This window comes from Aurantimonas coralicida DSM 14790 (assembly GCF_000421645.1).
GTDB classification, from domain to species: Bacteria; Pseudomonadota; Alphaproteobacteria; order Rhizobiales; family Rhizobiaceae; genus Aurantimonas; species Aurantimonas coralicida.
Genome location: NZ_ATXK01000001.1, coordinates 36,153 through 59,697 on the forward strand (window position 1 = coordinate 36,153; position 23,545 = coordinate 59,697).

At 68.9% G+C, this 23,545-nt stretch carries 18 protein-coding genes; 5 read left to right on the top strand and 13 right to left on the bottom strand.

The window, feature by feature from the left end:
- Nucleotides 1–132: 132 nt before the first annotated feature.
- Nucleotides 133–1,542, bottom strand: coding sequence for an FAD-binding oxidoreductase (locus H536_RS0100190; RefSeq protein ID WP_024348541.1), 1,410 nt, complete (start codon nucleotides 1,540–1,542; stop codon nucleotides 133–135).
- 157 nt (nucleotides 1,543–1,699) lie between these two features.
- Between H536_RS0100190 and H536_RS0100195 the strand changes: the two genes are divergently transcribed.
- Both H536_RS0100195 and H536_RS23020 read left to right on the top strand, forming a co-directional pair.
- Nucleotides 1,700–2,191: a thioesterase family protein gene (locus H536_RS0100195; protein WP_024348542.1), complete on the top strand. Its 492-nt coding sequence runs from the start codon at nucleotides 1,700–1,702 to the stop codon at nucleotides 2,189–2,191.
- A 156-nt stretch (nucleotides 2,192–2,347) separates the two neighbouring features.
- Nucleotides 2,348–3,475 carry a GGDEF domain-containing protein gene (locus tag H536_RS23020; RefSeq protein WP_024348543.1) on the top strand — a complete coding sequence of 376 codons (1,128 nt, stop codon included), beginning with the start codon at nucleotides 2,348–2,350 and terminating at the stop codon, nucleotides 3,473–3,475.
- Between the two features lie 166 nt (nucleotides 3,476–3,641).
- Here the strand turns inward: H536_RS23020 and H536_RS0100205 are convergent, their stop codons facing one another.
- The 4 genes from H536_RS0100205 to H536_RS0100220 form a co-directional block, all read right to left on the bottom strand.
- A complete protein-coding gene (locus H536_RS0100205; protein ID WP_024348544.1) occupies nucleotides 3,642–5,354 on the bottom strand; it encodes a PQQ-dependent sugar dehydrogenase in 1,713 nt (570 codons plus the stop codon).
- Complete coding sequence (locus tag H536_RS0100210) at nucleotides 5,347–5,811, bottom strand: DUF2231 domain-containing protein (RefSeq protein ID WP_009209083.1); 465 nt, start codon at nucleotides 5,809–5,811, stop codon at nucleotides 5,347–5,349. Before H536_RS0100210 ends, H536_RS0100205 begins: the two co-directional genes overlap by 8 nt.
- 204 nt (nucleotides 5,812–6,015) lie before the next feature.
- Complete coding sequence (locus H536_RS0100215; RefSeq protein ID WP_024348546.1) at nucleotides 6,016–7,827, bottom strand: chloride channel protein; 1,812 nt, start codon at nucleotides 7,825–7,827, stop codon at nucleotides 6,016–6,018.
- Between the two features lie 128 nt (nucleotides 7,828–7,955).
- Nucleotides 7,956–8,570, bottom strand: a complete 615-nt coding sequence (locus H536_RS0100220; RefSeq protein WP_244495455.1) for a cupin domain-containing protein — start codon at nucleotides 8,568–8,570, stop codon at nucleotides 7,956–7,958.
- Between H536_RS0100220 and H536_RS0100225 the strand changes: the two genes are divergently transcribed.
- Nucleotides 8,569–9,642: a hypothetical protein gene (locus H536_RS0100225; protein ID WP_024348548.1), complete on the top strand. Its 1,074-nt coding sequence runs from the start codon at nucleotides 8,569–8,571 to the stop codon at nucleotides 9,640–9,642. The two genes, H536_RS0100220 and H536_RS0100225, sit on opposite strands and share 2 nt — an antisense overlap.
- Before the next feature lie 690 nt (nucleotides 9,643–10,332).
- Here H536_RS0100225 and H536_RS0100230 read toward each other — a convergent pair.
- Nucleotides 10,333–11,502 carry a BaiN/RdsA family NAD(P)/FAD-dependent oxidoreductase gene (locus H536_RS0100230; RefSeq protein ID WP_024348549.1) on the bottom strand — a complete coding sequence of 390 codons (1,170 nt, stop codon included), beginning with the start codon at nucleotides 11,500–11,502 and terminating at the stop codon, nucleotides 10,333–10,335.
- 79 nt (nucleotides 11,503–11,581) lie between these two features.
- Entirely contained in the window at nucleotides 11,582–14,224 is a 2,643-nt protein-coding gene (locus tag H536_RS0100235) for an ATP-dependent helicase (protein ID WP_024348550.1), read from the bottom strand.
- A 150-nt stretch (nucleotides 14,225–14,374) separates the two neighbouring features.
- On the opposite strand from H536_RS0100235, the gene H536_RS0100240 reads away from it, so the two are divergent.
- Nucleotides 14,375–15,259, top strand: a complete 885-nt coding sequence (locus H536_RS0100240) for a dienelactone hydrolase family protein (protein WP_035694458.1) — start codon at nucleotides 14,375–14,377, stop codon at nucleotides 15,257–15,259.
- Nucleotides 15,260–15,278: 19 nt separating this feature from the next.
- The gene (locus H536_RS0100245; protein ID WP_024348552.1) at nucleotides 15,279–16,553 is read left to right on the top strand and encodes an MFS transporter; all 1,275 of its coding nucleotides are present in this window, start codon (nucleotides 15,279–15,281) and stop codon (nucleotides 16,551–16,553) included.
- A gap of 4 nt (nucleotides 16,554–16,557) precedes the next feature.
- Here H536_RS0100245 and H536_RS22225 read toward each other — a convergent pair whose 3' ends face one another.
- The 6 genes from H536_RS22225 to H536_RS0100275 all read right to left on the bottom strand — a co-directional run bounded on the left by H536_RS22225 (nucleotide 16,558) and on the right by H536_RS0100275 (nucleotide 23,541).
- Complete coding sequence (locus tag H536_RS22225) at nucleotides 16,558–19,050, bottom strand: putative bifunctional diguanylate cyclase/phosphodiesterase (protein ID WP_051141471.1); 2,493 nt, start codon at nucleotides 19,048–19,050, stop codon at nucleotides 16,558–16,560.
- A 60-nt stretch (nucleotides 19,051–19,110) separates the two neighbouring features.
- The gene (locus H536_RS0100255) at nucleotides 19,111–19,437 is read right to left on the bottom strand and encodes a plastocyanin/azurin family copper-binding protein (RefSeq protein WP_024348554.1); all 327 of its coding nucleotides are present in this window, start codon (nucleotides 19,435–19,437) and stop codon (nucleotides 19,111–19,113) included.
- 25 nt (nucleotides 19,438–19,462) lie between these two features.
- On the bottom strand, nucleotides 19,463–20,518 hold the full coding sequence (locus tag H536_RS0100260) for a catalase family peroxidase (RefSeq protein ID WP_051141472.1): 1,056 nt from the start codon (nucleotides 20,516–20,518) through the stop codon (nucleotides 19,463–19,465).
- A gap of 157 nt (nucleotides 20,519–20,675) precedes the next feature.
- Nucleotides 20,676–21,485, bottom strand: a complete 810-nt coding sequence (locus tag H536_RS0100265) for a heme ABC transporter ATP-binding protein (RefSeq protein WP_024348556.1) — start codon at nucleotides 21,483–21,485, stop codon at nucleotides 20,676–20,678.
- Nucleotides 21,485–22,597, bottom strand: a complete 1,113-nt coding sequence (locus tag H536_RS0100270) for a FecCD family ABC transporter permease (protein ID WP_024348557.1) — start codon at nucleotides 22,595–22,597, stop codon at nucleotides 21,485–21,487. Before H536_RS0100270 ends, H536_RS0100265 begins: the two co-directional genes overlap by 1 nt.
- Nucleotides 22,594–23,541: a heme/hemin ABC transporter substrate-binding protein gene (locus H536_RS0100275; protein WP_024348558.1), complete on the bottom strand. Its 948-nt coding sequence runs from the start codon at nucleotides 23,539–23,541 to the stop codon at nucleotides 22,594–22,596. The genes H536_RS0100270 and H536_RS0100275 overlap by 4 nt, the downstream gene beginning before the upstream one ends.
- Between the last annotated feature and the right edge of the window lie 4 nt (nucleotides 23,542–23,545).

Genomic DNA, 23,545 nt, shown 5'->3' on the forward strand with positions numbered 1-23,545 from the left:
GCCGCTTGTCCGACGCTGATCCTAGAGGACGCGGGGGCGGCGCGAAACCGGCGCGGCGCCCGGCGACCGGTCGTCGAACCGATGCGCGCGGCGCAGCGCGCCCTCGCCCGCCCCGGGGCTATCCGTCTGAGATTACGGGAGGATCTTTCCGGGGTTCAAGATATCGAGCGGGTCGAGCGCGTTCTTGATGGTCTTCATCACGTCGACTGCGCCGCCCAGTTCCTTGCGCAGATAGGACCGCTTGCCCTGGCCGATGCCATGCTCGCCCGTGCAGGTGCCGTCCATGGCGACTGCCCGCTCGGCGAGTCGCGCCATGAAGGCCTCGGCGGCATCGATCTCGGCCTGCGATTCCATGTCGAGCAGCAGCGTGACGTGGAAATTGCCGTCGCCGACATGGCCGACGATCGGCGCGACGAGGCCGGCCGCGTCGATGTCGGCCTGGGTTTCGGCAATGCAGTCGGCCAGCCGCGACACCGGCACGCAGACATCGGTCGCGATGCCCTTGGCGCCGGGCCGCAGCGCCAGCGCCGCCCAGTAGAACTGGTGGCGCGCCTTCCACAGCTGCGCCCGGTCCTCGGTGCGCGCCGCACTCTTCAGCGGCCCGCCGCCATGCTCGCCGGCGATCGCCTCGAACATCTCGGCCTGTTCGGCCACCGAGCCCTGCGAGCCGTGGAACTCGACGAACAGCGACGGCTGCGGCTGCAGATCGAGCTGCGAATAGGCGATTGCCGCCTGCATCGACTGGGCGTCGAGCAGCTCGATCCGGGCGACGGGAATGCCGATCTGGATGGTCTGGATCACGGCGTCGCAGGCACTGCGCACGTCCGGGAAGGGACAGACGCCCGACAGGATCGTCTCCGGAATGCCGTAGAGCTTCAGATTGAGCTGGGTGATGATGCCGAGCGTGCCCTCCGAGCCGACCAGCAGGCGGGTCAGGTCGTAGCCGGCGGAGGTCTTGCGGGCGCGGCGCGCGGTGCGGATCAGGCTGCCGTCGGCCATCACCGCGGTCAGGCCGATGACATTGTCGCGCATGGTGCCGTAGCGCACCGCATTGGTGCCGGAGGCGCGCGTCGCCGCCATGCCGCCGAGGCTGGCATTGGCGCCGGGATCGATGGGGAAGAACAGGCCGGTGTCGCGCAGATGCGCGTTCAGCGCCTCGCGGGTGACGCCCGGCTGGACGACGCAGTCGAGATCCTCGGGATGCACCGCCAGCACCTGGTCCATGCGCGACAGGTCGAGCGAGATGCCGCCCTGGGGCGCGTTGACGTGGCCCTCCAGCGACGAACCGGTTCCGAAGGCGACGATCGGCGTGCGGTATTCGGCGCAGACGCGCACGATCTCCTGCACCTCCTCCTCGCTTTCGGCGAAGGCGACCGCGTCGGGCATCTGGTTCGGAATGTAGGTGGTCGAATGGGCGTGCGCCCGCCGCACGTCCTCGCCGGTCACCAGCCTTTCGCCGAAGCGCTGCTTCAGCACCGCGACCGCCCCGGCGATCCCTTCGCGCCTTGCCGGCCGCTCGGCCAGAATATCCGCCAGCGCCATGTCTTTCTCCCTCTCCGTCCCTGCGCCGCCCCCCGGCAGCACCTGCGCGGCCCTTGCCGCATTCCGTTTCGCCGCGTGCTGCGGCACCATCAGCCGGTTTGACTTCCCGCGTCCCGCACGCTTTGCCTGACCCAGCGCCATCTTGCCAGGAGCCACCATGACGTCGCCGACCGCGTTGCCCTATCGTTCAGGATTGATGGCCGTCCGCCCGGAATGGATCGACTATAACGGGCATCTGAACCTTGCCTATTACCATGTCCTTTTCGACAAGGGGATCGACGGCCTGTTCGACTCGATCGGCCTCGGCGAGACCTATCGTGCCGAGCGCGGTTACACCACCTACACGGCGGAAGCCCATGTCTGCTACCTGCGCGAAGTGCCGCCGCAGGCCGAGGTCTACGTGACCTCGCAGATCGTCGGGCTCGACGAGAAACGGCTGCACATCTTCCAGGAACTGCACCACTGCGACGGCTGGGCCGCCGCGACGCTGGAAAGCCTGAGCCTGTCGATCGACCAGCGCGGCGACGCGCCGAAGGTGGCACCCTTCCCCGCCGAGACCTTCGCCCGCGTCTCGGTCGCCGCCGCCGCGCACGCCGAACTCGCCCGGCCCGAGCGCCTCGGCCGGTCGATCGGAATGCCGCGCCGCTGACGCGGAGCCTTCCGCGCAACGTCCTGAGGCCCCCAACAACACCTCGCCCGACCCGACCCAAACCGGCAGATCGTTAACCCGTGATGCTTATGATTGCCGCCGGACACAAGGCGGAGGGGCTGCGCCACGATGGACGTGACGGTAACGTTGAGCGCAGTGAATATCGTCGTTTTCGGCGGTCTTTCGGTGTTGTGCGCGGCGATCTATGCCGGGATGCGGACCGAGCCGGCGCTGGCCTGGCTGGCCGCCGCGCTGCTCATCGGCAGCGTCGAAGTCCTGGTCCTCAGCCAGTTGCAGAGTTCCAACGCCGAACTCGTTGCCATCACCCTGCTTTTGCCGGCCGCCTATCTGTGCGTCGGCCAGTCGATCCGGCTGACCACGCGCAGCGCGCAGCGGCACGGGGCGCTGATCGGCACGGTCGCAGGCCTCGCCGCCGGGTCGCTGGTGCTGCTGGCACTCGACGTGCCCTTCATCTACCAGACCCTGCCGCTGCAGACCGCCTGCGCGATGGCCATCCTCGACAGCGTCTGGCGCCTTGCCAAAGCTGATGAGCGGAGCTGGCTCGATACGGCGCTGGCCGTCGCGCTCTGCCTCGTGTCGGGCATCTTCCTCGTCCGCCTGCCGCTGTTTCCCATGCTCTTCGACGGTACGGCCAGCTACCACGCCGTGAAGACCTCCGGCCTCGAGACCACCCTCCTGACGCTGTCGGGTCTGGTCACGCCGCTCGTGGTCTTCCTGCTGCTCGCCCGCATCATCAGCGGCGTCATCACCGACTACCGACGCAGGTCGGAGCGTGACGCCATGACCGGGCTGCTCAATCGCCGCGGCTTCGACCAGTCGCTGAGCCGCACGCTGAAGCGTGGCGGCGCCGTGATCCTGTGCGACATCGACCATTTCAAGCAGGTCAACGACAGCTACGGCCACGCCGTGGGCGACACGATCATCCGGGCCTTCGGCGATCTGATCGGGCGCAGCGGCTACCGGGCCGGGCGCATCGGGGGCGAGGAATTCGCGCTGATCCTGCCGGATTGCAGCGCGCGGCAGGCGGCCCGGGTGGCCGAGACGCTGCGCCTGACGTTCTACCGCACCGAGCACGAGGCGCTGGCCGCCGGCCACCGGATCAGCGCCAGCTTCGGCATTGCCGGCTTTACCCCCACCGACACGATGGACGCCGTGCTGCTCGCGGCGGATCGCGCCCTCTACCGGGCCAAGGACAATGGCCGCAACCGCGTCGTTATCTCCGCCCCGTCCGAGACCGCAGCCGAACTGCGCCACGCGGCCTGATCGCAGCCGAGGCCCGCCTCGGCAGTTCGTCCATCGGATTCAGAGCGTCGCGTAACCGTCGGGTCCGACTCTCACTTTCCCGAACGCCCCATGCATATGAAAACGGCGCCCGGTGAGACCGGACGCCGTAATCTTGAGATCGAATGCGCTGCGAAGAGCCGGAACGCTACTGCTGCGGCTCCGGCGCCTGCTCGACCGAACCGCTCGGCTGGACGGCAGGTGCGATCTCGGTCTGTGCGGGCTGCGGCGCCGTGTCGGCCTCGGTCTCCGCGGGTGCGTCACCTGCCGGCTCGTCCGCGGCAGCAGGTGCTGCATCGTCGGCCGGAGCCGGCGCGGTCTCGGCGTCGGGGGTTGCCGGGGCCGTGCCGGCGTCGGTCGGCGCTGCCGGCGTGGCAGGATCCTCACCGGAAGCGGCGGGCGTCTCTGCGGGCGCTGCGGCGTCTTCGCCGGCCGCAGGCGCGGCCGCACCATCACCCGCTGCGGGCGCAGCGGCACTGCCGGCGATCTGATCGGTCCCGACCGGCTGGTCGGAGACGGTGCCGTCGGCCGCCGCGACGCGCCAGACCGTGTTGCCCGAATCGTCGGCCACGAGCAGCGCGCCCGTGCCGTCGATCCCGACACCGACCGGACGTCCCCGGGCCTGATCACCGTCGAGGAAACCGGTCACGACATCCTGTGCCATGCCGTCCGGCTTGCCATCGGTGAACGGGACATAGACCACCTTGTAGCCGTTGAAATTGCTGCGGTTCCAGCTTCCGTGCTCGCCGATGAAGGCACCATTGGCATAGGCTTCCGGCAGGGCGGAGTTGTTGGTGAAGGTCAGGCCGAGCGCCGCGACGTGGCTGGACAGCGCATAATCAGGAGCGATGGCTTTCTCGACCATGTCCGGGCGCGGGGGATAGACGCGCTCGTCCACATGGTCGCCGTAATAGCTGTAGGGCCAGCCATAGAAGGCGTCCTCCTTCACCGAGGTCATGTAGTCCGGCACGAGGTTGGGCCCGAGCTCGTCGCGCTCGTTGATGACCGCCCAGAGCTCACCCGTATCCGGCTGGAACGCCAGGCCGTTGGGGTTGCGCAGGCCGGAGGCGAAGACCTTGCTGGCCCCGGTCTCGCGGTCGATCTGCCAGATCGCGGCGCGGCCCTTCTCGGCTTCCATGCCGCGCTCGGCGGCGTTGGAGTTCGAGCCGACCGACGCATAGAGCATCGTGCCGTCGGGGCTCAGCGCCAGATCCTTGGTCCAGTGGTGGTTGATCGGCCCGCCCGGCAGCGGCGTCAGCACCGTGGGCTCGGCCGTTAGCTCGGTCTGGCCCAATTCGTAGGGATAGCTCAGCACCGCATCGGCGGCGGCGACATACAGCGTGTCGTCGACCCAGGCGACGCCGAAGGGCGAATGCAGGCCGGTCAGAAGATCCGTGCGCTCGTCCACCGTGCCGTCGCGATCGGTGTCGCGCAGCAGGGTGATGAGGTTGCTCTCCTTCTGCGGGCCGCTGCTGCCGTGGGACAGCGACATGATCCAGCCGCGGATCACGTCCTTCGGCCGCTCCACCGGCTTGCCCGACGGGCCGCGCGACTGCACCACCAGGACGTCGCCATTCGGCAGCGTGTGGACGGTGCGCGGATTGGCGAGATCGGTGGCGTAGGGGGTGATCGTCAGGCCTTCGGGAACGGTCGGGGTCTGCCCCTCCTCCCAGCCGACGACTTCGGCCACCTTCAGGTCGGGCAGCAGCGCGGTGCTCGGCTCCGGCAGGACCGGATCGGGTCCGATCTGGGACGACACGTCGAAATCGCCGCCCTCGTCGCTGCAGCCGGCAATCGCCAGCAGCACCATGGCACTGCCGCCGAGAATGGCGGTCCGGATGGATGGCTTGCGATTAATCATGGTTACGCACTCCGACGCCGTACTGAAAGACCATCGAACGGCCGAGCCAGGCCGTGACGAAGATGAGGATCACGTTCACGGCCGACAGGGCGAGACCGTAGGGAACGATCGCCGTCCAGCCGTCACCGGCATGGACGAGACTGTTGAGGAAGCCGAGCGCCAGCACGAAGACGGTCCCGATCGCATAGGCCCAGGCGGGCGGCTGGGCCCGAAGGCGCGGCTGGGCGATGAAGTCGACAAGGCCGGCCAGCAGCGCAAAACCACCGAAGATCAGACCGGCGAACAGCAGCCAGGACGAGAAATTGTGCCACATCAGATGACCGGTCTGCCAATAGGCGATGTCGGTCAGAAGGGTCAGGGTGAAACAGACGAACGGAAACGGGATCAGCATCGCGTGGATCGGCTGTCCGCCGACCGTCGCGGTCACTGGAGGGTGCGGGAAATCCATGGAGAGCATCTCGATCTGTCAGGTGGTAAACCACTGACAATACGAGTGGGCCCGTGCTTGGTTCCAAGACCCCGGTGCGAAGCCGGGTGGCGCAGGATTCCGGGCAGATCGACGGACGCCGAGAGCCTGCGCGGCAGGGGCTTCACGCGCCTCCGCAACCACCCGGCATCGGGACGCGTCGTCCCGTACCGGCACACCCCCGATCCGCCTCGATTACCCGTAGTGGTTGCGCACCACGGCGTTGGCCAGTTCCTCCCGGCTGATGACGCCGGCGATGTCCTCGGGCCGCGGCACGCCACGGGTCTCGCTGACGACGATGGCGTAGGAGCGGTTGCGCCGGTTCATCCGGGTGATCACCGTGTTCAGATTGTGGACCGTCGAGGCGAGGATGAACTCCGACGAGCCGATGTCGTCGAGGGTCTGGGTGGCGAAGCGATCGGCCCGGTAGGGAATCGTGCCGAAGCGCACAAAGCCGGTGATCCGGTTGCCATCGGTCAGGATCACCCGCGAGGTCTCGACGTCGATGCGTTTCAGGGCTTCCGAGACGGTCATCGCGCCCGGCAGGATCTCGAAGGTCTTCGACATCACCTCGGTGACCGGCTGCACCATGAACATGTTGGTGGTCCGGTCGGTCGGGATCGGCCGGCCGCGGTTGCGCAGCTTGATCGTGTAGATGTCGGCCAGGGTCAGCGAGCGCCGCACGCCGATGGCGATCGCCACGGCCAGCACCAGCGGCAGGATGATCTCGTAGTCGCGGGTCATCTCGAAGATCATCACGATCGCCGTCATCGCCGCGCTGGTGGCACCGCCGACCATGGCCCCCATGCCGATGATCGCGAAGGTTTTCATGGTCAGGCCGGCGCCCGGCAGGATCGCGTTGCCGATCAGCCCGACCGCGCCGCCCAGAGCCGCGCCCATGAACAGGCTCGGCGAGAAGATGCCGCCCGACGCCCCGGCCCCGAGGCTGAGACAGGTGGCCACGAGCTTGCCGGCGAACAGCATGATCAGCACCGCGACCGTTATGTCGGCGCCGCTGATGATGTCCTGGATGGTGGCGTAGCCCACCGAATATATGTGGTAGTGGCCGGTCCAGGAGAGGAACAGGTAGCCCATCACGCCGACGGCGGTCATGCCGATGACGTTCTGGACATAGGGATTGAGGTTCGACTGCTCGAAGACGTCCTCGGACTTGGCCAGCAGCTTGACGAAGGCCCAGGCGGCGACGCCCATCACCGCGCCGAGGATCGCCGCCAGCAACAGCTCGGCGCCGTTGACCGCGGCGCCCTCCGGCAGGCCGCCCAGTGGCACGATGAAGGCCGATTCGATCCCCATCGCCAGGCGGAAGACATAGGTCGAGGTCGCCGTCGCCACGACCACCGGCAGGAAGGTGCGGGCCGAAATCTCCGGCAGCAGCACTTCGGAGGCGAACAGCACCCCGCCGAGCGGCGTGTTGAAGGTTGCCGCGATGCCGGCGCCCGCACCGGCCGATAGCAGCGTGATCTTCTGGTGGCGTACGAGGCCCAGCGCCCGGCCGAAGGTCGAGCCGAAGGATGAGCCGATCTGGATGATCGGCCCCTCGCGACCGACCGAGGCACCGGTGCCGATGGAGATCGCCGAGGCCAGCGACTTCACCACCGCGACGACGCCGCGCACGTTCCCGTTCTGGTGGTAGATCGCATACATCACCTCCGGCACGCCGTGGCCCTTGGCCTCGGGCGCGAAGCTGCGCACCAGCCAGACGACGACGAGGCCGCCGATCACCGGCACCAGGATGATGCCCATGCCCCACGGGCTCGGCGCGCCATAGGCGTTCGGCTCGAGATGCAGGCTGAGCTCGCCGTAGAAGGCCAGATTGTAGATGAAAGCGATCAGGTACTTGAAGACGATCGCGCCGACGCCGGCGACGATGCCGACCACAAGCGCCAGCAGGAGCATGGCCGGCAGCGACACTTCCCGGTCCGGCGGCGCCTCCGCCTCCGGTGCGGGCGACGCAGCGGACGGGACGGACGGGCTATCGACGGACATGATCACGGGAACGCTGTTGGGATGGATCGGACAGGCTGTAAGTCGCCCTTCTATTCCACCCTCGCCCGGCGATTGAAAGGCTGCGAGCGAAAGATTCGCAGCTTCTCCACCAGGGCCGTGGCCTGCCCTCAGCCATGCCACGCCGCCAGACAGCCGGGCTGCGCGCCGGTGACGGGATCGCGCGGCGGCAGCGCCAGCGCCGCGATCTGTTTCTGCGCATCGGTCAGCTCGCGGTCGCCGGCGCGCAGGATGGTGCCGCTCTGGCCGGGCGGATAGGCGCCGACGACGGCGAAATCGGGCGTCGCCGACAGCCGCCGATGTCCGACGCCGGCGGGGATCACCACCACGTCGCCCGGCCGCATCCGCGTCGTGATCCCGCCCGGCCCGCCAAAGCCGATCTCCGCTTCGCCGCCGACGCAGCCGAGCACCTCGTGACCGTCGGCATGATAGTGCCAGTAGTCGAAGACCGTGTAGGTCCAGCAGCCCTGCCAGCCATGCTCCCGGAAGCGTTCGGTCATTACGGACGCGGTCGCGTCTTCCGCACCGACAGCCTCGCGCAACACAAGCAGTGGCAAGGAGCTGTTGGGAATATCGTCCCGCGCCGGGAACAGGTGGGTTTCGACTTCCATTTCGCCTCGCAAGGGTCGATAATTCCGCAAAGATCGGTCGCGCGTCCGGCGCCGCGCGATTGCGCTTGCTTGGCGGAAGCTAGGCGACATTCCTGCCCAGTCCACGAGATCCATGCCCCAGCATCGTCCCCCGCTTCCCGTTCTTGCCGCGCCCTTCGTTGTCGATACGGTACTCAAACGCGACGTCTTCGGCGAGATCGCCGCCGGTCACCTCGCCAATGCGCCCGACACCCCGGTAACGCGTCGCCGCGTCGGGAGCGCCGCGCGCTGGGTCCGCCGCTTCGCCTGGCATCTTGCCGGGCGCGAGATCCGCGCGCTGCAAACGCTGGGCCCCGTCGCCGGCACCCCGACCCTTCTCGGCGTCGATTCCGAGGCGCTCTACCGGTCCTGGATCGAGGGTACGCCGCTGCATGTCGCCCGCCCGATCGGCAACACCGCCTATTTCCGCGACGCCAAGCGGCTGCTGCGCTCGCTGCACCGGGCCGGCATCACCCACAACGATCTCGCCAAGCCGCAGAACTGGCTGATGACCCCGGACGGCAAGGCGGCGCTGATCGACATGCAGCTCGCCACCTTCTTTCCGCGCCGCACGCGCCTGTTCCGGCTCCTGGCCCGCGAGGATCTGCGCCATCTCCTCAAGCACAAGCGCAGCTTCTGCCGCGAGGCGCTGACGGCGTCCGAAAAGCGCATGCTCGCGACGAAGAGCCTGCCGGCGCGGGTCTGGATGGCGACCTTCAAGCCGGTCTACAACATGGTCACCCGGGGCATCTTCAACTGGTCGGATGGCGAGGGCACGCGCGACCGGATGGACACCGACGGGGTGGCGATCAAGGCGCGGGTCGCCGCCGATCCCGCCATCGCCGGCTTCGCCCTCGTGCCCTATCCCTATCCGCGCCAGCGCGGCGTCGGCCTCTATCTCTTCGCCGAACCGGCACCGGACACCGATGCGGCGGCGCTGGAGCAACGCCTCCGCGACGCGCCGCGTCCCCGTCCCGACCTCGTGCAGGTGGTCGCGACCCTGCCCCGCGACGCCATCGGCACCGTGCGCGAGGATCTCCTGCGGCTGGTGGCGATCAACCAGGTCGAACGCCTCGCCGCCGTCGCCGGCGACGACACCGCCCTCGCCATCACCCAACGCATCGCCGAAGACCGCCGCAACCTCACCGACCGCCGCTTCAAACGGTAGGGGGTGGTGTCCATGGAGGTGGCCGTGACGGCACGGTGAGCCTTCGTTTTGCGGGGCTTTCATTCGGCAACGTGGCGGCGGCGCGACGGGTTTGGCATGGGTCCTCGGGTCAAGCCCGAGGATGACGCCCGTGTTTGAAGGAAGCGATCATCCTGCAGCGCAGGCGGCTCGTGTCGTGCGGTTGCTCGGCTCGGTTTTGCGGGGGCTCATATTCGGCAACGCCGCGGCTGCGCGAACGGTTTGGCATGGGTCCTCGGGTCAAGCCCGAGGATGACGCCCTTGTTTGAGGCAAGCGATCATCCTGCAGCGAAGGCGGCTTGGGTCACGGTCGCTCGGGTCGCCCACCAGCGTCCGCGACTGGCTTCGACCTCCCTCCCCGCGTCATCCTCGGGCTTGACCCGAGGACCCATGCCTCAGCGCCGACACCGCCGCGACGGTGACAAGCCGGCACCTTCGCCATAACGGCAGCGCATTGCGGCATACCGCCACAACTTCATCAAGCGTCAGCCGGGGCTATCGATACACGTGGCGATTGCCATGAGATGCGCCGCCGTTTGACGGGGCTGCTGTTCGGCAACGCCGCGGCGGCGCGAAGGGCTTGGCATGGGTCCTCGGGTCAAGCCCGAGGATGACGCCCGTGTTTGAGGGGTTCGCCACCACCACGTCGGCGCGCCACAACGCCCCCCGCCCTCATCCCAGCCGTGCGGCAATCGCCTTCCCGGCCGCGACGCCCGAGGCCCAGGCCCATTGGAAATTGTAGCCGCCGAGCCAGCCGGTGACGTCGACGGCCTCGCCGATGGCGTAGAGGCCGGGGACGCGTCGGGCTTCCATGGTCTTGGACGACAGCTCCGCCGTATCGATGCCGCCGGCGGTCACCTCGGCCTTGGCATAGCCCTCGGTGCCGGTCGGGCGGAAGCGCAGGCGTGTCAGCGTCTCGGCGGCCAGATCCAGCTCGGCATCGGTGATGGCGCCCAGCGGCCGCGTCTCGCCGATGCGCTCGGCCAAGGCGTCGGCGAGGCGGTTGGGCAGCCTTTCGGCGAGCGCCGCCTTCATGTGGGCGCGCGGCATGCGCCGCTTCGCCGCCCGCAGCATCTCGGCGGCATCCTTGACCAGGGTCAGCTCGACGGTCTCCCCCGACGACCAGTAGGACGAGACCTGCAGGATCGCCGGGCCCGACAGGCCTTTGTGGGTGAACAGCGACGCCTCCTCGAAGGCGATGTCGCGCACCCGCGCGATGGTCGGGCAGGCCACGCCGGAAATCTCGCGAAACAGCATCTCGTCCTTGCCGAGCGTCAGCGGCACCAGCGCAGGGCGCGGGGTGACGAGTTTCAGGCCGAAGCGCTCGGCGATCTCGTAGGCCTTGCCGGTGGCGCCCATCTTCGGGATCGACGGCCCGCCCGTGGCGATGACCAGCGCCGGGGCGGATGCGCCGGCGACCCGGAAGCGGCCGTCGGCATGCGCGATCTCGCCCACCGGCGTCGACAGGCGGATCTCGACGGCGCCCAATCGGCATTCGGCCAGCAGCATGTCGACGATCTGCTTCGCCGATCCGTCGCAGAACAGCTGCCCGAGGGTCTTTTCATGCCAGGCAATGCCGTAGCGCTCGACCAGCGCGAGAAAGTCCCACTGGGTGTAGCGGCTGAGCGCCGACTTGGCGAAATGCGGATTCTCCGAGAGGTAGCAGTGCGGCTCGGTCTCGCGATTGGTGAAATTGCAGCGCCCGCCGCCGGAGATCAGGATCTTCTTTCCCGGCGCCTCGGCATGGTCGAGGACCAGGACGCGCGCCCCCACCTGCCCGGCGGTCGCCGCCGCCAGAAGCCCGGCGCCGCCGGCACCCAGAATGATCGCGTCGTATTCCATCGTCGCTCTTTGCGGTGAGATGCGGGAGCCTTGCCCGCCAACGGGTCCGGCCGTCAGGCGGGCGGCGGCCGGCCGATGCTCAGGTCGGCTCCACGAAGCCTTCGAGCACGCGCTTCTGGCCGGCCTTGTCGAAATCGACGGTCAGCTTGTTGCCCTCGACGCTGGCGACGGTGCCGTTGCCGAATTTCAGATGGAAGACCCGGTCGCCGGAGGCAAAGCGGCTGGCTTCGGTCGCCACCGACTTGGCCACCAGTTCGCCCTCGATATCGCGTGGACCGCCCTTGCGGGCCGCGGCATTGAGGCCGAAGCCGGTGCGCGGCGGCTGGTTGTGGCCCTTGCCGCCGTGCTGGCCGCTGCGGGCGCCGACGCCGCCCTCGTCATAGCTGATCTCGCGGGTGCGCCCGCCCGACCAGCCGTCGCCGCCCCGGCCGCGCCCGCCATTGCCGCCGGCAAAGCCGGCATTGGCCGCCTGGGCGCGGCGCCAGCCCGGCGTCGTATAGGCGCCTTCCTGAAAGGCCGCGGCGCCGTCCCAGCGGCTGGCGCCATAGCCGCCGAAGCCGCCGGCCCCGTAACCGCCATAGGAGGTGTTGGCTTCCATCACCTCGACATGCGCCTCGGGCAGTTCGTCGAGAAAGCGCGAGGGAATGGTCGACTGCCACATGCCGTGAATGCGGCGATTGGAGACGAACCAGATCTTCACCCGCTGCTTGCCGCGGGTGATACCGACATAGGCCAGCCGGCGCTCTTCCTCGAGGCCGGAGCGGCCGCCCTCGTCGAGGGCGCGCTGATGGGGAAACAGCCCCTCCTCCCAGCCGGGCAGAAAGACGGTTTCGAACTCCAGCCCCTTGGCCGCGTGCAGCGTCATGATCGAGACGGCGTCCATCTCGGCGTTCTGCTCGGTGTCCATGACCAGCGCCACATGCTCCAGGAAGGAGGGCAGCGTGTCATAGGCCTCCATGGAGCGGATGAGTTCCTTGAGGTTCTCCAGCCGGCCCGGCGCCTCGGCCGAGCGGTCGTTATGCCACATCTCGGTGTAGCCGGATTCCTCGAGGATCTGCTCGGCGAGGTCGGTGTGCTTGGCGGTGGACAATTGCTCGGCCCAGCGCACCAGATCGGTGACCACCCGGCGCAGCGCGTTGCGCGGTTTGGGCTTCAGCTCCTCGGTTTCCACCATCTCGACCGCCGCCGCGATCAGCGGCACGCCGCGGGCGCGGGCATAATCGTGCAGCAGCCGCATGGTGGCGTCGCCGAGCCCGCGCTTGGGCGTGTTGACGATCCGCTCGAAGGCCAGATCGTCGGCCGGCTGGCAGACGCAGCGGAAATAGGCGAGCGCGTCGCGCACCTCCATCCGCTCATAGAACCGCGGACCGCCGATCACCCGGTAGTTCAGCCCCATGGTGACGAAGCGGTCCTCGAACTCGCGCATCTGGAACGAGGCGCGCACCAGGATCGCCATGTCGTTGAGATTGTGGTCCTCGCGCCGCTGCAGGTCCTCGATCGCCTCGCCGATCGCTCGCGCCTCCTCCTCCGAATCCCAGCCGGCATTGACCTCGACCTTCTGGTGCTCGGGGTCGGAATAGTCGGTGAACAGCGTCTTGCCGAGCCGGTCCTCGTTATGGGCGATCAGATGCGAGGCCGCGCCGAGGATGTGGGCGGTGGAGCGATAATTGCGCTCCAGCCGGATCACCGTCGCGCCAGGAAAGTCCCGGTCGAAGCGCAGGATGTTGTCGACCTCGGCGCCGCGCCAGCCATAGATCGACTGGTCGTCGTCGCCGACGCAGCAGATGTTGACAGGCGGCCGCTCCGCCGCGCCCGCCTCGGCGGTGCCCGCCTGCGTCACGGCGCCGGCGCCCGCCGCCTGCCGAAGCGCGGGGCTGCGCCCGGTCTCGCCCCGCACCTGCGAACGCTGGGCCAGAAGCCGCAGCCAGAGATACTGGGCGACGTTGGTGTCCTGGTACTCGTCCACCAGGATGTAGCGGAAGCGGTCGTGATACTCGGCGAGGACGTCCGGGTTGTCCCGGAAGATGGCGATCGGATGCAGCAGGAGATCGCCGAAATCGCAGGCGTTGAGGGACTGCAGCCGCGCCTGGTAGGCGGCGTAGAGTTCCCGCCCCTTGCCGTTGGCGAAGGCCCGCGCGTCGCCCTCGGGAATGTCCTTCGGCGTCAGCGCCTTGTTCTTCCAGCCATCCAGCATGTTGGCGAAGGTGCGGGCCGGCCAGCGCTTGTCGTCGAGATTCTCGGCCTTGATGAGCTGCTTGATCAGCCGGATCTGGTCGTCCGTGTCCAGAATGGTGAAGTTCGACTTCAGCCCGGCCAGCTCGGCATGGCGGCGCAGGATCTTCACGCCGATCGAGTGGAAGGTGCCGAGCCACGGCATGCCCTCGACCTGTTCGCCGACCAGAAGGCCGATGCGCTGCTTCATCTCGCGCGCGGCCTTGTTGGTGAAGGTCACGGCGAGGATCTGGGACGGCCAGGCCCTGCCGGTGGCGAGGATATGGGCGATGCGCGTCGTCAGGACGCGCGTCTTGCCCGTGCCGGCGCCGGCCAGCACCAGCACCGGACCCTCGGTGGTCTCCACGGCGGCGCGCTGCTCTGCATTGAGGCCGGAGAGATAGTCCGGCGCCCCCGCATTGCGGGCCACCCCGCGGGCCGACAGTGCACGAGCGGCGATGCCGCCGGGACGGGCCGCCGGGACCCCGGTTGATTCGTCGAAATCAGTCATCCGCGCCAATGTAAGACTTCGCGCGCGGAACACTAGGGAAGCGGTCGCCGGAAGCCGGCATGGCGCGGCCGCGATGCGCGATTGCCGCCGCATTGCACCGCGGGCGCTACGGGTTAGTATGCCCTGCGAACGGTGATGGAGCAGGCGATCATGGACGACAGGACCCCGACGATCACCCAGGCGATGATCGATGCCTATGACGAATACACGCACCTGACGCTCGATCGCCGCGGCTTCATGCGCCGGCTGACGGCACTGGCCGGTTCGGCGACGGCCGCGGCCGCGATCGCCCCGCTGATGGCCGCATCCAGCGCCCGCGCCGCCATCGTCGCACCGGACGATCCGCGTCTGGCCGGCGTCTGGGCCACCTATCCCGGCGCCAGCGGCGAGATGAAGGCCTATGTGGCCCGGCCCGCCGATGCGACCGATGCCCTGCCCTGCGTGCTGGTGATCCACGAGAACCGCGGTCTCAACGCCCATATCCAGGACGTCGCCCGGCGGCTGGCGCTGGAAGGTTTCCTCGTCGTGGCGCCCGACTTCCTGTCGCCGGCCGGCGGCACGCCCCCGGACGAGGACAAGGCCCGCGAGATGATCGGCGCGCTGGACGCCGAGACCCGCATCGCCGACGCTGTGGCGTCCCGCAAATGGCTCGCCGGCCGCGAAGACGGCAATGGCCGCGTCGGGGCGGTCGGCTTCTGCTGGGGCGGCGGTCTCGTCAACGACCTCGCCGTCGCCGATCCGGACCTTGCCGCCGGTGTCGCCTATTACGGCCGCCAGCCGGATGCGGACAAGGTCGCCGACATCAAGGCGGCGATGCTCTTGCATTACGCCGGCCTCGACGAGCGCATCAATGCCGGCATCGACGCCTATCGCGACGCGCTGGAGGCCGCCGGCACCGAGCATCAGGTCCATGTCTATGCGGGCGTCAACCATGCCTTCAACAACGACACCTCGCAGGCCCGCTACGACGAGGTCGCCGCCGGGCTGGCCTGGGGCCGCACCGTCGACTTCCTGAAGACGCATCTGGGCAGCTAGGCCCACCGGGACAGCCCGGATGCGTGCCGCACACGCCGTCCTCTGCCTGGCCTTCGGCGAAACCATCGTCTGGGCCGGCTTCTACTATCTCTTCCCGGCGCTCCTCCTGCGCTGGGAAGCCGATGCCGGCTGGTCCAAGACCTGGCTCACGGCGGCCTTCGCGGCGGCCATCATCGTCTCGGCAATTGTCTCGCCGATGGCGGGGCGCCTGATCGACCGCGGCCACGGTCCGCTGGTGATGGGCGGCTCCGCTCTGGCGGGGGCGATCCTTCTGGCGCTGCTGCCCTTCGCCGACACGCTGCCCGGCTTCACGCTGCTCTGGCTCGGAATCGGCGCGGCGATGGGCGGCTGCCTCTACGAGCCCTGCTTCGCCTTGGTCACGCGGGCGCTTGGCGCCGATGCCCGCCCGGCGATCACCCGGGTCACGCTGGTGGCGGGTTTTGCCGGCACCCTGTCCTTTCCGCTCAATCACGTCATGGCCGAGACGGCCGGCTGGCAGGGCGCCGTCTGGCTGTTCGCCGCGCTCGTCGGATGCCTGGGCGTGCCGCTGATCGTCCTCGGCGCCCGGGCGCTCGAAGCCTCCGCCGGCCTTGCGAGCGAAGCCCACGGCCATGGCGGCCCCGGCGAGGCGACCGCCAGTCCGACCGTTGCCGCGCCGGCGTTGGCCACGACCGCGTCGTCCGCGCCGGCCCCCGCCCTTCTGCGCCGTCCGCTGTTCTGGTACCTCGCCGCCGGCTTCTCGCTGCTCGGCTTCAATCACGGCGTGGTGCTGAACCATCTCCTGCCGATCCTCGCCGACCGGGGCGTCAGCCTCGATCTCGCGGTCCTCGCAGCGGCGATGATCGGGCCGATGCAGGTCGCCGGGCGGCTGGCGCTGATGCTCGGCGGCGCCCGCCTGTCCAACGCATGGGTGACGACGCTGTCCTTCGCCTTCGTGATCACGGCAACGCTCTGCCTGATCGCGGCGGAGTTCGCGCCCCTTCTGGTGATCGCCTTCGTCGTCCTGCAGGGCAGCGGCTACGGCGTCCTCAGCATCATGCGGCCGGTGATGACGCGGGAGATCCTCGGCCAGGCCCGGTTCGGCGCGATCAGCGGCGCCATGGCCGTACCGTATCTGTGCGCCTACGCCCTGTCGCCCTTTGTCGGCTCGCTGCTCTGGGCGGCCGGCGGCTACGACGTCGCGCTGGCGGTGGTGGCGCTGCTCACCCTTGTCGGGCTGGCCTGCTACCGGGCGGCCCTGCGCCATGCGACCGCCCCAGCGATCCCGCCAAGACCGGCCCGCCAGCCATCGTGATCCGTCACCCCGGCAGCGCCCGGGCGCGCGGTCCGGCATCGGCCGCCGGCGAAGGCGGCAGGTAGACCAGCTCGGCCGACACGGCTTCGTCATCCTCCACCGTCCCGCGTCCGCAGGTCAGGAGCATGCGCGCGAGCTCGTCGGCGGGTTTCGGAGGCGAGAAGAAATAGCCCTGCATCTCGCGGCAGCCTTCGCGCAACAGGATATCGCGCTGGGCCGACGTCTCGACGCCCTCGGCAATCACCGACAGGTCCATGGCCCGGCTGAGGCCGATCACGGCGCGGATGATCGCCATGTTCTCGCGATCGTCGATGTGGCGGACGAAGGACTGGTCGATCTTGATCTTGTCGAAGGGGAACCGGCTGAGATAGCCGAGCGAGGAATAGCCGGTGCCGAAATCGTCCATGGAGATGCCGATGCCATGGTCGCGGAACCGCTTCAGCGTCGCCAGCACCGTGGCGCTGTCCTGCAGCAGCAGCGATTCCGTGACCTCGATCCGCAGCCGTTCGGGAGCGAGGCCGGCTCGCTCCAACGCCGCCTCCACGATATCGGCGAGGCCCGGATCGCGGAACTGCACCGGCGAAAGATTGACCGAGATGGCCAGGTCCGACGGCCATTCGGCGGCCTGCCGGCAGGCGGTTTCCAGCACCCAGACGCCGAGCGGCGCCATCAGCCCGCAATCCTCGGCGACCGGGATGAACTCGGCCGGCGACACCAGGCCGCGCTGCGGATGGTGCCAGCGCAACAAAGCCTCAAACCCGGTGACGACCTGGCGCTCGACATCCACGAAGGGCTGGTAGAACAGCGCGAATTCCTCGTTCTCGACGGCCAGCCGCAGGTCGAGTTCGAGCTGCCGCCGTGCCTCCAGCCCCGCATCCATGTCCGGCTCGAAGAAGCGGAAGGTGCCGCGCCCCTCGCTCTTGGCCCGATAGAGGGCCACGTCGGCATTCTTGATGATGGTGTCCGGGTCGATCGCCCGCCCGGCCTCGGCCATTTCCGCCGTGACGAAGATGCCGACGCTGACGCCGACGCAGATCGGCCGCTCGTCGATGGGAAACGGCTCGACGAAGGCATCGACGATGCGCTGCGCCAGGGCTGCGGCGCCGAGATGCGGATCGCCGGCGGACTGGATGATCGAGAATTCGTCGCCACCGACACGCGCCACGAGATCGCCCTGCCTGACGCAGGACAGCAGCCGGGCCGCGGCGGCGCGCAGCAGGGCGTCACCCGTCGGATGGCCGAGCGTGTCGTTGACCGCCTTGAAGCCGTCGAGGTCGAGGCAGAGCACGCTGGTGTTGGCGATGCCGGCAGCGGTCCGCGTCGCCGTCTCCAGCCGGTCGCGGAACTGCACCCGGTTGGGCAGTCCGGTGAGCGCGTCGTGCAGCGCCATGTGGGAGAGCTTCGCCTGGGCCCGATACTGGTCGGTCACGTCCTCGAACGTGTCGAGCCAGCCGCCGCCTTCGATCGCCTGCCGAGAGGTCGCGATCATCCGACCGTCGGGAAGTTCGTGGGTGAAGCTGCCGTCCGGACCGGGCGCCAGAAGATGCTGGATCTCCGGATCGAGCAGCACTTGCCGCGCCGACACGCCGATCTGCAGACCGCCGAACATCTCCGCGAACCGCCGGTTGAAGATCACCAGCCGCTCGTTGACGTCGAACAGGCAGAGGCCCTGCGTCATGTTGTTGAGCGCCGCCTCGAAGCGGCTGTTCTGGATGGCGATATGGCTGTCGTAGCTGTCGGCCTGCTCGGCCATCAGCTCGCGAATGCGGCCGATATGCTCGCCGATACTGCGCTGCATCGTCGCCAGGGCGCGCATCAGCTGGGCCGTCTCGTCGTGACCATGTGGCACGATCTCGTTGTCGAGCTTGCCGCGGGCGATCGATTCGGCCACCTGCACCGCCCGGTTCAGCGGCGGCACGATCATCCGCGCCAGCATCAGCGAGATCATGACGGCCAGCACAACGGCCGCCGCCATCGCGCCCTGGGTGCTGTGCATCGAGGCTTCGATCAGTTCGCCGACTTCCCGGCGAAAGCGGTAGCCGTCGCCGGCGAGGATCTCGACCGCCGTGTCGAATTCCCCGTCGAGGGCGGAAAACCGCGCCCGCAGCTGCGTGTTGTCCAGCGTGCTGAAATCCTGCTGCAGCAATTGCAGCCCGGTGCGGATTTCGCCGATCTTGCGACGGCCACCGGGCGACATCGCCCGTTCCGAGGCGACGTCGAGATCGGCCATGATGTCCGGCAGGAATGTCGACAGTGCGGTCTGCGCCGACAGGAACGCTTCGCCATCGCCCCGCACCTCGCCCGAACGCAGCTGCAGATCGTCCATCTCGATCTGCAGGAGCGAGTTCTGCGCCGAGCGCAGATAGCTCAGCGACAGAAGCGCCTCGTCGTAGATGCGGGTGGCGAGGTCACCGGCCCCACGCTGCGAGTGCTGCGCGAAGACGCCGAGACCGAGCGTGACGAGCGTCAGGCACAGGCAGCCGACAAGAAGTTTCAACCGGAGGGGCATGCGGTGTCGTAATCCCGGAGGGTTAGGAGGGGCGGAATCTGCCGGGTATCATTCGACCGAAACGGCGAGGCTCATGCGCGGATGAATGCCGCAGCGGACTTCGTAGTCGCCCCGTCGCGGAAAGGTGACGTCGATCACCTCGCCGGGCGCCTGTTCGTCGGAATCGAAGCTGAAGCCGTCGGTCTCGACATAGATCTGGTGCAGGAACTCGTCGCGATTGGTGAAGCGCAACGTGTCGCCCTCTTCGATCGCCACCGCCTTGCGGTCGAACATGCGGTCGATCTGGTCGATGATGATCATATGCCCTGCCGCCATGGCGACGACGATCGGCAGGGTGAAGCCGCACAGGGCGGCGCAAGTGACGAGACGGAGCATCCGGGACGTCCTTTCCGTGTCGGGGCTAGTGGCTGTCCGTCGCCGCCGCGCCGGCGGTCAGCCGTCGGCTATAGGACATGCGGTAGCTGCGGGTGCGCGTGATCAGCATCGGGTCGTCGGAGGGCGCAATGCCGCCGACGAGGCTAAGCGGCGTGAAGACGAGCTCTCGCTGCCGCGCGACCGAATCGGCAGCCAGCGTCGTCAGGGACAGGACGCCGAGCTCCACCTGTTCGCGGTCCTCGGGCCAGGGAAAGGCCGCGCGGGTGATCGGATCGCCCTCGCCGGCGAGCTGGACCAGCAGGCGGAATTGCACCGGCCCGTCCTCCAGCCGCTCGGCCATGTCCTGCGACAGATAGTCTGGGTCCTTTGCCGCCGCTTCGGCCGCGCTCAGATGCGCGACGCCCGCGACCGGCACCAGCCGATACTTGCCGAAGCGCGATTCGCCGGCCGCATTGGTGAAGGAGAAGGCGTTGACGCCGTAGAAGGCCTCGGTGGCGAAGCTGACCGGTGCCGGCTTCGGCGCGTCGATGAAGCGTTTGGCGGCCGGATGCGCGGCCAGGTGATCGGCAAAATCCTGCGGATCGGACGAGCCGAGCGCCTGGACGAAGCGGCGGAACTCCTCCGGCGTCTGGGCGGCGAAGCCGTCGAAGGAATGGGCGACGATGTCCGTCGAGCCGCCTTCCGGCAGCAGGAACTTGATCGCCATGCCCTTGGGGTTGGCGTCGCCGGTATTGTCGCCGACATGGGGCACGCCCGCGAAATTCGAGAAGCGGACCGTCACGTCCACATCGCCCCCGGTGAGATGTTCGGCGCGGGTCAGCGATGCGGCGTTCTTGGACGGGCGGAACGTCCCGTCGAGGAGAATGCCCTTGGAATGGGCCGTTCGGTAGCCCTTGTGCGGCCCGCCGAAAACCTTGTCGAGCCCGGCGACGATGTCCCGGGCGAGCTGGGTCTGGCTGCTGCCGGCCGGCTTGTCCTCGGCAAGCGCGGGTGCGGCGCCGAACCATGCCGTCGAAACTGCAAGAACGGCTGCCGCGCGCCGAATCAGGGCGCCGGCGCGCCTGTCGTCAGGTCTGGTCATTGCGGGAATCCTGCCAGTTGCTCACGCGGCAACCTGACACGTGCCTGCTTAACCCATTGCTACATTGCGGATAATTCCGGGCAGCCGATGGTTAGCCGGAACGGGACGTCACGGCACAGCTGTCGCAAGGGCAATGGAAGCGGCGACCGGAACGCGATCAGGCGGCACCGACCGGCGCGGTCTGGGGCAGCACGAAGGGCAGATCCGGTGGTGTCCGGCCAACCGGCAGGGCGATGCCGTAGACCGCACTGACAAGCGCGTCGTCTACGACCGTGCCGACCGGCCCGTTGGCCAGGACGCGCCCGTCCTTGAGGGCGACGATGCGGTCGCTCGCAAGCGCTGCGAGATTGAGATCGTGCAGCACCACGACGACACCGATGCCGCGTCCCGCCAGCCGCCGGGCCAGCGACAGGGTCTCGACCTGGTGGCGCAGATCGAGACTGGCGGTGGGTTCGTCCAGAAGCAGGTAATGGCCGTCCGCGCCGTCGCCGGCCGGCGATTCCATCGCCGCTTCGAGCTGGGCAATGGCCCGGGCCAGATGCACGCGCTGGGCCTCGCCGCCGGACAGGCTCGGCACCAGCCGCGCCGCGTGGCCGGCCATGTCCACCTGCGCCAGCGCCGCGGCGGCGATGGCTTCGCGCCGCCGGCCGAGCGCCCCGCCCGCCTCGGCGCCGAAGCCGACCACCTCGGCGGCGGTGAAGGGAAAGGCGAGCGCCACGCTCTGGGCGACCACCGCACGGCGCCGCGACAGCGCCGCGGCGCCGATGTCGTCCATCGCGCATCCGTCGAGGCGCGCCGCCCCGCGGTCGGGCCGCATCTGCCCGCTCAGCACCTTCAACAGCGTTGACTTGCCGGCCCCGTTGGCACCGATCACCGCGACGCATTCGCCGGGAGTGACGGCAAGGCTGACCCCGTCGAGGATGGTTCGGCCGCCAAGGGAGACCGAAATGTCGGCGAGTTCCAGCATCAGACGACCAGCCCGCCGCGCCGCCGCAGCAGCAGCCAGAGGAAGAACGGCGCCCCGACAAGCGCGGTGAGGATGCCGATCGGCAGTTCGGCGGGGGCGACGATGGTCCGCGCCGCGGTGTCGGCGGCAACGACGAGACTGCCGCCGAAGAGCGCCGCCGCGGGCAGCAGGGTGCGATGGTCCGGGCCGATCAGCGTGCGCAACAGATGCGGCGCGATCAGGCCGACGAAGCCGATGATCCCGGAGATGGCGACGGCCGCGCCGATCGCCCCGGCGATGACGAACACCGCGAGGCGCGTGACGCGTTGTACGTCGATGCCCAGATGAAACGCTTCCGTGTGGCCGAGGGTCATGGCGTTGAGGCTGCGCGCGAGGAACGGCGCGGCGACGAAGGCCGGCAGCATCAGCGGCAGCACCGCCGCGATCTTCGGCCATGTGGCGCCGCCGAGGCCGCCCATGGTCCAGAAGGTCAGTTCGCGCAATTGCTGGTCGTTGGAAATGAAGACGAGCACGCCGATGAGGGCGCTGGCGAGCGCGGCCAGCGCGATGCCGACGAGCAGCATGGCGGCCACCGAGGTGCGGCCGTTGACCGTCGAGAGCCGGTACAGGATGATTGTCGTGCAGAGGCTGCCCAGGAAGGCGGCGATCGGCAAAAGATGCCGCGCGACCAGCTCCGGCAGCCAGCCGGCGGCCATTTCTCCCAGCACGATGCTGGTCACGGCGGCGAGCGCGGCACCTGAGGAGATTCCGACAAGGGACGGATCGGCCAGCGGATTTCGAAACAGCCCCTGCATCATCGCGCCGGACAAAGCGAGCGCCGCCCCGACCAGCATGCCGGCGAGGACACGCGGCAGGCGAATGTCGAGGACGATGGTGGCCAGCGACAGGTCCAGCGTCTCCCGGCGGCCGGTCGCGGCCGCGACCAGCGCGTCGAGCGTGGCCGAAAGCGACAGGCCGGCAGCCCCGACCGTCAGCGCTACGAGGCAGGCCAGCACCGCAAGAATTCCCGCAGCGACGACACCGATCCGCGCCAGCGCGGCGCGGTCGCGGGAACGCAGGATGTTCCCGCCCCTCCCGGTCCGCGCGCCCACCAGTTCCCCGGAGACGCTCACCGCGGCTCGACCCAGGCGCGCGGCGGCAAGGTCGGCAGATCGAGCCCGGGATACAGATCGGCGGCCAGATCCCGGATCGCATGGGCCGTGCGCGGGCCGAAGCCGAGAAGATAGGTCCCGTCATAGGCGAAGAGCCGGTCGTCTTGCACCGCGGGCGTCGTTGCGAAGGCCGGGTCGGCGCGCACGTGATCGAGGCCGTCGGCATGCTCGCCCGACTGCATGGTGACGACCGCATCGGGCGCGGCGGCAACGACGGCTTCCGGGGTTGCCGGCTTGAAACCTGTGAAGGCAGCAAAGGCGTTGTCGGCGCCGGCCAGCGCCAGCATGGCGTCGGCCGAGGTCTCGCGGCCGGCCACCAGCGGCGCTCCGCCCCGCATGGCCAGGACGAAGGCAACGCTTCGCCGCTCGTCGATGCTTGCGGTCGCCGCGGTCACGGCCGCCAGGTCCGCCGCGACCGTCGCAGCCAGTTCCTCGCCCTTCTCCCCTGCCCCGACAGCGTCGGCCACGGCGCGGATCTTGGCGACGATCCCGTCGGCCGTCGGCGTGTCGGGAATGTTGACGAAGGGCACCGAAGCCGCTTCCAGGACGTCGAGCACGTCCGGCGGGCCAGCGCCCTCGATGGCGACGATCAGCGTCGGCGACAGCGCCAGGATGCCTTCCGCCGCCAGGGCGCGCATGTAGCCGACGTCCGGCTTGTCCGTCATCGCCGCGGGGTAGGTGCTGGTCGTGTCCACCGCGACGATCTTGTCGGCCATGCCGAGCGCGTCGAGGATTTCGGTCACCGCCCCGCCGATCGACACGATGCGGGCCGTATCGGCGATCGCGACCGTGCGGCCATGGGCGTCGACGACGCTGCGGCTCTCCGCCATCGCCTGAGCCGACAGGGCCGGCAGGAGCGACAGCGCCGCGGCGGCGATGGTGAGGCGGCGGAAAAGGCTTTGCATGCCG